The 13123-nt window shown below is 37.2% G+C and carries 12 protein-coding genes; 8 read left to right on the top strand and 4 right to left on the bottom strand.

The window, feature by feature from the left end; genetic code table 11:
- Positions 1 to 26 precede the first annotated feature (26 nt).
- On the top strand, positions 27 to 878 hold the full coding sequence (locus EG339_RS00930; protein WP_123868461.1) for a hypothetical protein: 852 nt from the start codon (positions 27 to 29) through the stop codon (positions 876 to 878).
- Positions 879 to 931: 53 nt separating this feature from the next.
- Here EG339_RS00930 and EG339_RS00935 read toward each other — a convergent pair whose 3' ends face one another.
- Positions 932 to 1486: a thioredoxin family protein gene (locus EG339_RS00935; RefSeq protein WP_123868462.1), complete on the bottom strand. Its 555-nt coding sequence runs from the start codon at positions 1484 to 1486 to the stop codon at positions 932 to 934.
- 295 nt (positions 1487 to 1781) lie between these two features.
- Here EG339_RS00935 and EG339_RS00940 point away from each other — a divergent pair, with 295 nt between their 5' ends.
- The 4 genes from EG339_RS00940 (at position 1782) to EG339_RS00955 (ending at position 8759) form a co-directional block, all read left to right on the top strand.
- Positions 1782 to 2378 carry a TetR/AcrR family transcriptional regulator gene (locus EG339_RS00940; protein WP_123868463.1) on the top strand — a complete coding sequence of 199 codons (597 nt, stop codon included), beginning with the start codon at positions 1782 to 1784 and terminating at the stop codon, positions 2376 to 2378.
- Positions 2379 to 2746: 368 nt separating this feature from the next.
- The gene (locus tag EG339_RS00945; RefSeq protein WP_123868464.1) at positions 2747 to 3907 is read left to right on the top strand and encodes an efflux RND transporter periplasmic adaptor subunit; all 1161 of its coding nucleotides are present in this window, start codon (positions 2747 to 2749) and stop codon (positions 3905 to 3907) included.
- A gap of 38 nt (positions 3908 to 3945) precedes the next feature.
- Positions 3946 to 7131 carry an efflux RND transporter permease subunit gene (locus EG339_RS00950; RefSeq protein ID WP_123868465.1) on the top strand — a complete coding sequence of 1062 codons (3186 nt, stop codon included), beginning with the start codon at positions 3946 to 3948 and terminating at the stop codon, positions 7129 to 7131.
- 215 nt (positions 7132 to 7346) lie between these two features.
- Positions 7347 to 8759, top strand: coding sequence for an efflux transporter outer membrane subunit (locus EG339_RS00955; RefSeq protein ID WP_123868466.1), 1413 nt, complete (start codon positions 7347 to 7349; stop codon positions 8757 to 8759).
- A 232-nt stretch (positions 8760 to 8991) separates the two neighbouring features.
- On the opposite strand, the gene miaA is transcribed toward EG339_RS00955, so the two are convergent.
- Positions 8992 to 9906 (bottom strand): tRNA (adenosine(37)-N6)-dimethylallyltransferase MiaA, encoded by a 915-nt coding sequence (gene miaA / locus EG339_RS00960; protein ID WP_123868467.1) that lies wholly within the window; start codon positions 9904 to 9906, stop codon positions 8992 to 8994.
- A gap of 95 nt (positions 9907 to 10001) precedes the next feature.
- On the opposite strand from miaA, the gene EG339_RS00965 reads away from it, so the two are divergent.
- The 3 genes from EG339_RS00965 to nadA all read left to right on the top strand — a co-directional run bounded on the left by EG339_RS00965 (position 10002) and on the right by nadA (position 12627).
- On the top strand, positions 10002 to 10859 hold the full coding sequence (locus tag EG339_RS00965; RefSeq protein WP_123868468.1) for a YicC/YloC family endoribonuclease: 858 nt from the start codon (positions 10002 to 10004) through the stop codon (positions 10857 to 10859).
- 80 nt (positions 10860 to 10939) lie between these two features.
- Positions 10940 to 11503 carry a guanylate kinase gene (gene gmk, locus EG339_RS00970; protein ID WP_123868469.1) on the top strand — a complete coding sequence of 188 codons (564 nt, stop codon included), beginning with the start codon at positions 10940 to 10942 and terminating at the stop codon, positions 11501 to 11503.
- Positions 11504 to 11607: 104 nt separating this feature from the next.
- Entirely contained in the window at positions 11608 to 12627 is a 1020-nt protein-coding gene (gene nadA / locus EG339_RS00975) for a quinolinate synthase NadA (protein ID WP_123868470.1), read from the top strand.
- Positions 12628 to 12681: 54 nt separating this feature from the next.
- Here the strand turns inward: nadA and EG339_RS00980 are convergent, their stop codons facing one another.
- Positions 12682 to 12891, bottom strand: a complete 210-nt coding sequence (locus EG339_RS00980) for a hypothetical protein (RefSeq protein WP_123868471.1) — start codon at positions 12889 to 12891, stop codon at positions 12682 to 12684.
- 15 nt (positions 12892 to 12906) lie between these two features.
- Complete coding sequence (locus tag EG339_RS24090; protein WP_164465390.1) at positions 12907 to 13083, bottom strand: bacteriocin-like protein; 177 nt, start codon at positions 13081 to 13083, stop codon at positions 12907 to 12909.
- Positions 13084 to 13123: the final 40 nt, after the last annotated feature.

Here is a 13123-nt window from a genome sequence, read left to right on the forward strand (position 1 = left end):
TATATTTAATCCTTAAAATAATCACAATGAGAAAAATTATTATTTCAACAATGGTTCTATTGTCCTGCGCTACTGTATCAGGGCAAATCGGAATAAACACAAGTACTCCTTCTGCAGGCCTGGATATTGTAGGTAAAGGCAATACAAGCGCTACGAAGGCCCTGGAAGTTAATAATTCAAGTGCGAAAGAGATGGTAACAGTATTAAACAATGGAAATGTAGGAATTGGAGAAACAGCTCCAACCGCTACACTACAAGTTACCAATACCACTAGTACAGCATTGAGAGTTGTAGATGGAACACAGGGAACAGGAAAAGTTCTTACATCGGATGCTTCAGGTAATGCATCGTGGGTAAATCCTTCTTTGATAGCAATATCAGGAAATTTACCCAGTTCACCCTTGAGTTTTACGTCGTATGGTACTGGGAACCCGCCCAATGTTTCGCTCTATTCGGGAGGAACAATCACATTACCTGCAGGAAAATGGTTGGTTTCTTTCGGATCGATAGCTTCGTTAGGATTAAATGACAGAATTAATACCAGCGATGCACAATTATGGTGTACTGCTTATTTATCAGACTCTTCCACTAACAGTAATACTACGGCAGATTATATTTCTGCGTATACCGGACAAAGAGGTTCGGGCGGTACAATCGGAAGAGGGATGAACCGGACTATGGTAACCGGATCTATAGCCATAAATAATACAACTGGAGCAAATAAGACATATTATCTTTGGGCTAATCAGGAACTTGAAAGATATTCAGGAGGCCCAACTTTTATCAATGTAAATGCAACCGGTACCTCCGGATATTGGATCAATGTCTTTGGTGTGGGAAACTGGGAAAGATATTTCTATGCAATTCCGATCCAGTAAAATTAAAAAATGAACATAAAAAAAGCTGTCTGAAGGGTAGACAGCTTTTTTATTTATTTCCATTTAATATTACATCCCATACTTGGCCTCTGAATTTCTTCCTGTGGCTCACCCGCTAAAAGATTTTCAAAAGCAATGATCAGATCTTCACCAGTAACATCTTTATTGTTTCCAGGTCTTGAATCATCCATCTGGCCTCTGTATATAAGATCCAATTTATCATCAAAGAAATAGAAATCAGGAGTACATGCTGCATCGTAAGCTTTTGCAATAGCCTGGCTCTCATCAAATAGATAAGGAAAATCAAATCTTCTTTCGATCTGGAATTCAATCATTTTCTCAGGAGAATCTGCCGGATATTTTTCAATATCATTAGAATTGATTGCAATGAATTCAATTCCTTTCTCATTATAGTCTTCGTACAATTCATTGATCTTATCAATGACGTGAAGAACAAACGGACAGTGGTTGCACATGAAGATCACCAGTGTTCCTTTTTCTCCTTTCAGTTCTTCCAAAGACTGAAGTTCATTCGTTTTTGATGGATTTGGAAGCTCAAAAAACGGAGCTTTTGTACCTAATGCCAACATATTGGAGGGAGTATTCATACCTTTTTCTTTAGTTTCACAAAGATAAAAATTTCTTTGGTTATATGGTAAGGATGATGGAGACTGGAAAATGGAAGTTTATTAAGTATAGAATACCCATCATAAACTTATTTATCGATCCAGACTATTTTTCCTATTCATTTTTACAATAATTTAAAAATTATATACTTAAGCTCGCATTCTCCCAGGTTCCTTAGAATTCTCGTATCTTCTTTTTTCATAAAAATCAAAATAACGTTTGGAAGATATCTTCAAAAGTTTGTAGTTTTGCTAACACTGTTAGAAAAGAAATATCATGGGCTTACATGAACGCCGTCAAAGAGAAAAAGAATCCATCCGTGCAAGTATTTTGCAGGCTGCATTCACTTTGGCTAAATCTGAAGGCTGGGCATCACTTTCCATGCGTAAAATAGCAGATGCTATTGAATACAGCGCACCGGTGGTGTATGATTATTTTGAAAACAAGGATGCTATTCTATTTGAAATTTCATTAGATGGTTTCCACAAATTACACATAGAATTATTAAAGGCACAACAACAATACAGCACTCCTGAAGAGCAACTTGTTGCTGTTGTAGACGCTTACTGGAGTTTTGCTTTTAATAATAAGGAATATTATCAACTTATGTTTGGTTTGGGAATGCAGTGTTGTGGAAAAGGACAGATGAAAAAGGAGTTCTCCTCATTCCAGGAGCTGATTTATGAATGTACCTACAACATTATTGAAAAAAACGGTTCAAATACAGATAATGCTTGCCATATGTCCCATGCCTTATTTTCGGCGGTACATGGAATGATTTCCATTATGATGATGCGTACCGGAGATATTCCGTCTACAATGAATAAGTCGACTTTGGATGAGACAGTTTCATCTTTTATTAAGTCTTTATAATATATTTTTTTGAACAATAATTAACACCGTTAGGAAAATTAACACTGAATTAATATTATTAAGCAGTTGATTCCTGATATAAAAACAAAAATTATCTATGCAAAACTCTACTTTATTTAATGGTTAAAGGTACTCTTTTTCCTTTTAAAATTAACACCGTTAGAAAAAATAACATTATTTACACCTCACATCTTCATATACTTAAACATTAAAAAATTATCAATTATGGAAACAACCGATCTGACCGGACATTAAAAATTCTGTAATTTTTTTTAAACTAACCATTAACACTGTTAGGAAAAAAAACAGCATTTATTAAAAAGAAACATTACTTACTCTAACACTTCATTAAAAAAATTAAATTAACAATGAACATACCTGGAAAAACAAGGTTTATTGTACTTATTTCAAGTATAATTCTTTTACAGAGCTGCACCAAAGCTGCAGAAGGATCTCATAATGCACCGCCAGCTCCTGAACTTCCGGTTTATACCGTTATCACCTCTCCTGCTACCACATACCAAGAATTCCCGACTGCTTTGGAAGGTAAAAACAATGTGGAAATCAGATCTCAGGTTGATGGATATCTTGATAGAATTTATGTAGAGGAGGGCGCTTATGTAAGAGCCGGACAGCCTTTATTTAAAATTGACTCAAGAAGTTATGGCGAACAGATGAATATGGCTCAGGCTAATCTTCAGGCCGCCAATGCCAATATACAGAAAGCTAAAGTGGAAGTTGACAGACTTCAGCCTTTGGTAGCTGCAAAAGTAGTTTCTGATGTACAGCTTAAAACCGCAAAAGCCAATTATGAAGCTGCTGTAGCAGCTGCTGCACAGGCCAGAGCATCTGTAGGAAGTGCCAGAATCAATGTAGGATTCACCACCATTACAGCTCCTGTAAGCGGATATATAGGAAGAATTCCTTTCAAAAAGGGAAGTCTGATCTCAAGAACAGATCCGAATCCACTAACCTTATTATCAGATATTAGTGAGATTTATGCATATTTCTCTTTAAGTGAACTTGATTTTATTGCTTTCCAGAATAAATACCCGGGAACTACATTAGAGGAAAAACTGAAAAATATGCCAATGGTAGATCTGGTAATTGCTGACAACAGTACTTATCCTGAAAAAGGAAGACTGAGTATTGTAGACGGCCAGTTTGACAAAACAACAGGTGCCATCAGCGTACGCGCTGTTTTCCCAAATGCTAACGGGGCTTTAAGAACCGGAAATACCGGAAGAATCCGTATGCCGCAACTGATCTCCAATGCTGTGGTTATTCCACAGGAATCTACTTTCGAAATTCAGGATAAAACCTATGTCTATGTAATGGATAAGAATAAGAAAGTAACCGGAAAACCCATTAAAATCTCGGGAAAAACAGACAGTTATTACTTTATCTCTGAAGGACTTTCACCAGGTGATAAAATTGTCTATACCGGAATCGGGAACTTAAAAGATGGAGCATCTATCAGACCTAAAGTTATTTCTTCGGATAGCTTATTGAGAGCAAAACCTTTGTAAATATTCTGAAACGGAAGACTTAAAAAAATAAACTTCTTATGTTAAAACAATTTATAGAAAGACCGGTACTTTCAACGGTCATCTCCATCATACTCTTATTATTGGGAGCTTTGTCTCTCTTTAATTTGCCTATCGCACTCTTTCCGGATATTGCTCCGCCAAGTGTTCAGGTAACAGCTTTTTATCCGGGAGCGAATGCTGAAGTAGTAGCTCGTTCTGTGGCAAACCCTATTGAAGAAGCAGTGAACGGAGTGGAAAATATGACCTACATGACTTCCAACTCCAGTAATGACGGTACCATGACCCTGAGCGTTTTCTTTAAACAGGGATCTGATCCGGATAATGCTGCAGTAAACGTACAAAACCGTGTATCAAAAGCAATGAGCCAGCTTCCTCAGGAAGTGGTACAAGCTGGAATTTCAACACAGAAAGTTCAGAACAGTATGATTATGTTCATGGGATTAACGAGTGATGATCCTAAACAATACGACGAACTTTTCTTACAAAACTACCTGAAGATCAACATTATTCCTCAGATACAGCGTATTCCGGGTGTTGCTCAGGCACAGGTATTCGGAACAAGAGATTATTCCATGAGAATCTGGCTGAAACCGGACCGATTAGCGGTAAACAATCTTTCTCCACAGGAAGTATTAGGTGCTATTAAAGACCACAATCTTGAAGCTGCTCCAGGACGTCTTGGGCAGGGAAGTAAGGAAACTTACGAATATATCCTTAAATATAAAGGAAAACTGAACAAAAATGAAGATTATGAAAATATCGCCATCAAAGCGAACAGCGACGGTTCTTTCTTAAGATTAAAAGATGTTGCCAGAGTAGAATTTGGATCTTATACTTATACAGCTGCTAACAGAGTGGATGGAAAACCGGTTTCAGGATTTGCCATTTTACAGACTGCAGGTTCCAATGCCAATGAGATTCTTACTGAGATTGAAAAACAGGTAGACCAGTTCAGTACTACCCTGCCGAAAGGAGTGAAACCGATTATCATGTATAATTCTAAGGATTTCCTTGATGCTTCTATCCACCAGGTAGTAGAAACTTTGGTTATCGCATTCATTTTAGTATTTATTGTAGTATTTATTTTCCTTCAGGATTTCAGATCTACTCTAATTCCTGCCATTGCGGTGCCAGTAGCTATTATTGGTACATTCTTCTTCCTGCAGCTATTTGGTTTCAGTATTAACATGCTTACTTTATTTGCATTGGTACTGGCCATTGGTATTGTGGTGGATGATGCTATTGTTGTAGTAGAAGCAGTCCATTCTAAAATGGAACAGACAGGAATGCCTGTAGAGCATGCAACAATGAATTCTATGAGTGAAATCTCAGGTGCAATTATTTCAATTACGTTGGTGATGTGTGCCGTATTTATTCCGGTTGGGTTTATGCAAGGACCTGCAGGAGTTTTCTACAGACAGTTTGCCTTCACACTGGCGATTGCCATTATGATTTCTGCAGTTAATGCATTAACATTAAGTCCTGCATTATGTGCCCTTTTCCTGAATGATCCTCAGGGAGAGCACGGAGAACATGGTCACAAAAAAGGCTTTGGAGCAAGATTTTTCAATGCATTTAATGCCAGCTTCAACAATATGACCAAGAAATATATCTACAGTCTTAAGTTTTTAATCAAAAATAAATGGGTAGCCATTGGTGGTCTTGTAGTAATTACAGCAGCTAGTGTCTTCATGATTAAAAAGGCTCCTTCAGGGTTTATTCCTACAGAAGACCAGGGGTTTGTTTTATATGCAGTAAATACCCCTCCCGGAAGCTCGCTGGAAAGAACCCACAGAGCAACTGAACAGATTGATAAAATCATTAATGGGGAAAAAGCAACCAATCACCTTTGGGTAGCTGATGGGATGAACTTTATCAGTAATGCCAATGCTTCTCCATATTCTGCAGGTTTTATTAAGCTTAAAGATTATGACCAGCGTGGGGAAATGAAAGATCCTGATCAGATTGCCGCTACCTTAACAGGAAAAGTAAGCCAGGTAAAAGATGCCAATGCTTTCTTCTTCAATTTCCCTACCATTCAGGGATTTGGTAACGTTTCCGGTTTTGAATTTATGTTACAGGATAAAACTAACGGTTCTTTTGAACAATTAGGAACAACCACTCAGCAATTTATTGGCGAACTGATGAAGAGACCGGAAATTGCATTTGCTTTTACCACTTATGCCGCCGGAAACCCACAATACACCATTGATGTAGATACAGATAAAGCCAATCAGTTAGGAGTTTCTGTAACCGAGTTAATGCAGACCATGCAGATCTATTACGGAAGTAGCTTCGTTTCGGATTTCAACAGATTCGGGAAGTACTACAGGGTAATGGCCCAGGCAGATATTCCTTACCGTACGGATATTAACTCTCTGGAAGGAATTTATGTAAAAAATAAATCAGGAGAAATGGTTCCTGCCAAGACGTTGGTAACCTTAAAAAGAACCTTCGGACCGGAAACTGTAACACGAAATAACCTTTTCAATGCTGTAACCATTAATGGTACACCAAAACCGGGATACAGCACCGGAGATGCCATCAAAGCTGTTGAAGAAGTTGCCAAACAATCACTTCCAAGAGGCTATGGTTATGAATGGACAGGAATTACGCGTGAGGAGATCAAAACTGGTGGACAAACTACTTTCATATTCCTTTTAAGTATCCTATTTGTTTACTTCCTTTTATCTGCTCAATATGAAAGTTACATTCTGCCATTTGCTATCATCTTAACCATTCCAACCGGAATATTCGGGGTATTTGCCTTCACTGGACTGGCAGGAATTGATAATAATATCTATGTACAGGTAGGATTAATCATGTTAGTTGGATTACTGGCCAAAAATGCCATTCTGATTGTAGAATTTGCTGTACAGCGAAGAAAAGCGGGAAGATCATTAATTGAATCTGCTCTTCAGGCATCAAGGTTACGTTTAAGACCAATCCTGATGACTTCTTTTGCCTTCATTGTAGGGATGCTTCCATTGGTCTGGACGCAAGGAGCTTCTGCAAAAGGGAACCATTCTATTGGTTACAGTACTGTAGGAGGAATGCTTACAGGAGTCGTATTTGGTATTTTCATTATTCCGGTGATGTATGTTGTTTTCCAGTATCTGCATGAGAAAATGCCAAGCAAAAAAAAGAAAAGACAACTAAAGAAGCAAATGGAAGAAGAGCTTTTAGCTTCTACTATTAATTAAATGATACAAAAGAGAAGTTTATAAGCCACAAAAGATTTAGAATAACACTTAAGTAGTTTTTAAAGTTAAAAGCATTACGCATAAAAAGGATATATAAGTTTTTGAAGATCTCTGATTTTCTTATCCATTAAACATCTGTATAAATCTGTGTAATCTGTGGGAAAATAATAAACCTCAGCATTGTTCAATTCATTAAAGTCTATTAAACCAAAACTATGAAAAGACTAAAAAATATTATATTAACATTCGCCATAGCTTTAGGATCTGTTTCGTGCGTGTCAAAACTGGCATACACAGAGCCGGATCTGCCGCTGCCGGAAAAATTCCAGTACACAGCCACTGCTGATACGGCAAGCATTGCCAACCTGGAATGGAAACAATTTTTCAATGATCCAATTCTACAGGGATTAATTGAAAAAGGAATTAAAAATAATTATGACCTTCAAATTGCATTAAAGCAGGTAGCTTCTTCACAGGAAAAGCTGAAACAGGCAAAATATATGCAATATCCTGATGTTGGCTTCGGAGTAGCAGCTCAGATTTCAAAACCTTCCAAGAACAGCATGAACGGGCAAAGCTTAAATCTGTTTTTAGGTCAAAGCCATGTTGAAGATTATAATGCAGCTTTCAATTTATCATGGGAAGCAGATATCTGGGGGAAAATCAAAAACCAACAGGAGGTTTCCAGAATGCAGTACCTACAGACTTATGAAGGTTCTAAAGCCATTCAGACCCAGGTTGTAGCTGCTATTGCCCAGGGATATTATAATCTTTTAATGCTTGATAAGCAGCTAGCAATTGCAAAATCTAATCTTGAGCTCAGCAACAATACCCTGATGATCACACAAAAAATGTGGGAAAGTGGAGATGCTACTTCTTTGGGAGTACAGCAGGCAAATGCTCAGAAACAGGCTACTGAACTTTTGATTTCCCAATTGGAACAGAACATTGCCATTCAGGAAAATGCTTTAAGTATTCTGGTTGGAGAGACACCCAGTAAAATCAACAGAACTATTGAAATGTCTGATACTTCTTTACCCCAGAATATCATTGCAGGCCTTCCCGCAGCTATGGTAAGCCGCAGACCGGATGTACGCCAGCAGGAATTGGTTTTACTGGAATCCAATGCTATGGTAGGAATTGCCCAGGCTAATATGTATCCTGCTTTAAAGATTACAGCCAATGGCGGAGTTAACTCATTCAAGTTTGATAACTGGTTCCAGATTCCTGCCTCTTTATTCGGATCTGTTTTAGGAGGAATTACCCAACCTATTTTTCAGAAAAGACAGCTGAAAACAGATTTTGAAGTGGCTAAAATTCAAAGAGAGAAAAATGTATTGGCATTCCGTCAATCCGTTTTGAATGCCGTAGGTGAGGTTGCTGATGCTTTGGTGTCTAATGAAAACCTGAAAATCCAGGAGCAGAAAGCAACTGAGCAGTCTGCTACATTAAAAGATGGAATTAAAAGTGCACAACTTCTTTACAGAGGAGGTTCAGCCAATTATCTTGAAGTGATTACCGCACAGGGAAACTCACTTCAGGCCGAGTTGAATCTTGCTTCCATTAAAAGACAGAGACTAAGCAGCATTGTAGATTTATACAGAGCGCTGGGCGGCGGTTGGAAGTAGTAAATTAAATTATATTGTTGAGATGCGGTTCTTTATAGAGCCGCATTTTTTGTTATTAATTGCCGGCCAATCATGATAAATAGATTTCTTATCCATAAACATCTGTGCAAGTCCGTAAAATCTGTGGGAATATAAATTATACAAAGCACTTGTTTAGCACAACCATGTGCGTAATCTGCGAAATTCACTTGATCTGCATGAGATTATAATTAGGAAAATTATCTTGAAAAAATTATTTCTGAAATTGCTCAGTAATCCAAGTAATCAGGTTATCGTAATCCTCCTGAGAATATCCTAGCTGTAAATAATGAATATCATCCGCCTTCCTATACCAAGTCAGCTGGCGTTTTGCATACCTGCGGCTGTTCTTTTTAATTTCAGAAACAGCAAAATCCAGGTCCCATTCCCCATCAAAATATTTGAATAATTCAGCATAACCAACTGTATTCAGCGCGGTAAGTCCTCTGAACTTTTCCAACCCTTTTACCTCATCCAAAAGCCCTTTTTCCATCATGATATCAACCCTGCGATTGATTCTGTCATACAATTCTTCCCTTGGAGCTTCAATTCCGATTCTGATAACCTTAAAATCTCTGGAATCCTGAGAAATAGCAATCTGCTCAGAATATTTTTTATCCGTTTGCCAAATCACGTCAATAGCTCGTAAAAGCCTTCGGTGGTTATGAATATCAACTACTTCAAAATATTCAGGATCAACTTCTTTTAAAATTTCCTGAAGTTTTTCTATTCCTTCTTCATCCATTATTTTCTGAAGCTTTTCCTGGTTCTCAACATTCGCTTCAGGAAGATCATTCAAACCCTCTATTACTGCTTTTTCATACATCATGCTCCCACCAACAAGTATTACAGTGTTATGATTTTGAAAAAGTTCATTGAGCTTTTTTAAGGCATCCTCTTCGTATTGCCCGATAGAATAGTATTCTTCTACAGAAAGATTTCCAATAAAATGATGAGGTGCTTCACTCAGTTCTTCTTCGGACGGTGCCGCAGTTCCGATTTTCATTTCTCTAAAAAACTGTCGGGAATCACAGGAAATAATTTCGGTATTGAAATGTTTTGCCAGATCAATTGCCAGTTTTGTCTTCCCTATTCCGGTGGGTCCTACTACAGAAATCAGATTTTTCATCGGTGCACATTCATTATTTTATCCGTAAAATAGAATCTCTTACAGATTTCACTGTGCTAATTTAAATGTTTATCTTTGTAGAACAATAAAAAACTATGATTTTATCAATGACTGGCTTCGGTAGAGCCGAAGATGTTTTTGAAGGAAAAAAAATAACAATAGATATTAAATCACTGAACAGCAAGAGCTTTGATTTGAATATCAAAATTCCTTTGCGTTATAAAGAGAAAGAATTTGAGATCAGAAAAATTCTTAACGATAGAATTATCCGTGGAAAAGTTGATTGCTATGTCAACATTGAAAACCTTGAAGAATCTAATGATGTAAAAATCAATAAAGGGTTAATTGATTCCTACATCAATGAACTTAAAAATATTGCATCAGATGGTCCTGATTTCGAATACCTGAAAATGGCAGTACGTCTTCCTGATGCCATCACCTCAAGACCTGATGAACTTACAGAAGGCGAATGGGACGCATTAGCAAAAATTGTTAATGCAGCTATTGACCGTTTTGAAGAGTTCAGAAAAACTGAAGGCAGTAATTTACATGAAGAACTTAACCGAAATATTCAAAACATTGATAAATATCTGAGCGAAGTAATCCCTTTCGAAGAAGAAAGAATTGTGAGTGTAAAAGAACGCTACCAAAAGACTTTGAAAGAATTTGAAAATGTGGACGAAACCCGTTTCTATCAGGAAATGGCTTATTTCACAGAAAAACTGGATATTTCAGAAGAAAAGGTAAGACTTGCCCAACATTTAAAGTATTACAAGGAAGTAATGGACAATGAATCTTTCAACGGTAAAAAACTGGGCTTCATTTCTCAGGAAATCGGAAGAGAGATCAACACATTAGGATCTAAAGCCAATCATGCAGAAATTCAGAAACTAGTAGTGAAGATGAAGGATGATCTGGAAAAAATTAAAGAACAAACATTAAACGTGTTGTAGTGACCAGGTACGAGATGCGCAATCTTCATTATTACTGATGAGGTTAGCAACTCCAAGCCCGGAACTCGAAACTCAAAAATATGAATAAAGTAATTATATTTTCAGCACCATCTGGAAGTGGAAAAACTACATTGGTAAAGCATTCCCTGGAAACTTTCCCTGAACTGGAATTTTCAATATCATGTACTACAAGACAGCCAAGAGGAAGTGAGGTACATGCCGTAGACTATCATTTTTTATCACCCGATGAATTCAGACAGAAAATTTCAGAAGATGCTTTTGTAGAATATGAAGAAGTATACACTGATAAATATTACGGAACTTTAAAATCTGAAGTGGAAAAGATCTGGAATCAGGGAAAAGTTGTTATTTTTGATGTAGACGTAAAAGGAGGTATTTCTCTGAAAAAATACTTCGGAGAAAAGGCTTTGTCTATTTTTATAGAACCACCTTCCATTGAAGAACTGGAACGAAGATTGATTTCAAGAAACACGGATGATGCAGAAACCATTAAAACCCGTGTAGCAAAAGCAGAAGAAGAAATGTCTTATGCCGGCGAATTTGACAGGATCGTAATCAATTCCGATCTTGATGAAGCTAAAAAAGAAATAGAAAGTTTAATAAAAAATTTTATCAATAATTAATGGACTGAAGATGGAGGTCAGAAGATGGAAATATATATTTTCGTCAAAATCTAACTTCTAATTTCTAACCTCTAACTTTGATAATAAAAAACATTAAGGTTGATATGAGTACCGAAACATTAGAAAAAGCCAAATCTGCAATTCCTGTAAAGGGATTTCTGGATATAAAAGATATAGCCATTCCTCAGGGAGAAGAATTGGTAAAAGCCATTCTTAAGCTTAAGGAAGAGAAAAATGCCGTAATCCTTGCCCATTATTACCAACCCGGAGAAATTCAGGATATTGCTGATTTCCTTGGAGATTCTTTACAATTGGCAAGACAGGCAAAGGAAACCAATGCTGATATGATTGTATTCTGCGGGGTACATTTCATGGCAGAAGCTGCAAAAATCCTCAATCCAACTAAAAAAGTAGTTTTACCGGATACTATGGCCGGATGCTCTCTGGCAGACGGATGTTCAGGAGAAGGACTGAGAAAAATGCGTGAACAGTATCCTGATGCTTTAATTGCCACTTACATCAACTGTAATGCAGAAACCAAAGCAGAAAGTGATATTATCGTAACAAGTTCAAATGCAGAAACAGTTATTGAAGCCCTTCCAAAAGACAGACCTATCATTTTTGCACCGGACAAGAACCTGGGAAGATACTTATCTAAAAAGACAGGTCGTGATATGATTCTTTGGGACGGAAGCTGTGTAGTACACGAAGCATTTTCAATGGAAAGAATCGCCAAGCAGCTTGCAGATAATCCAGATGCAAAATTAATTGCGCATCCCGAAAGTGAAGAAGCTGTTTTAAAACTAGCTCACTTCATCGGTTCTACTTCTGCTCTCTTGAATTATGTGGAAAAAGACGACTGTCAGAAATTCATTATTGCAACAGAAGAAGGAATTCTTCACGAAATGAGAAAACGTGCACCCCACAAAGAATTGATTCCTGCTTTGGTTTTCGATGAAAGCTGTAACTGCTCAGAATGTTTCTATATGAAGCGTAATACAATGGAAAAGCTGTATTTATGCATGAAATATGAACTTCCTGAAATCCTTATTGACGAAGAATTAAGATTAAAAGCGCTGAAACCGATTGAAGCTATGCTTGATCTTTCAAAAAGCATAAAATAACAAAAAGCACTGTTTTACAGTGCTTTTTTATTTTTGATATTAATCAAATCGTATTTAGTGCCCAAAATAATCAGAATAGTCTGGTCCGTAACAGTCTGCACTTACATCTACACAGTTTCTACAGGTAGGAGATAATGCCCAAAAGGCCATACAGCTGTTAGTATATTCGGGGCCGTCTCCATAATTTCCGGAAGTAGGGCAAAAATCGCAGCCAGATCCTTTACCATTAATATCTTTCAGTCTTGTTCTTGATAATTTTTTCATGTTTTAGTTTATTAGTTAAAGTTTAGGGGTATAGCAGGTTCCGCCCGGTTTTAATGAACATCCCCAGGCCCCGGATCCGCCTTTCATGAAGCATATAAATTGCTCTCCGCCACAAGCTTCAATCTGAAGCTCGGTAAAACCACCATTGATACTTTTCTTTTGATCTCTTGATAATTTTCTAAATGTTTTCATAGTATTTTAATTTTAAGATGATAAACAAAAAGCACTGTTA

The sequence above is a fragment of the Chryseobacterium bernardetii genome, from assembly GCF_003815975.1.
GTDB lineage: Bacteria > Bacteroidota > Bacteroidia > Flavobacteriales > Weeksellaceae > Chryseobacterium > Chryseobacterium bernardetii.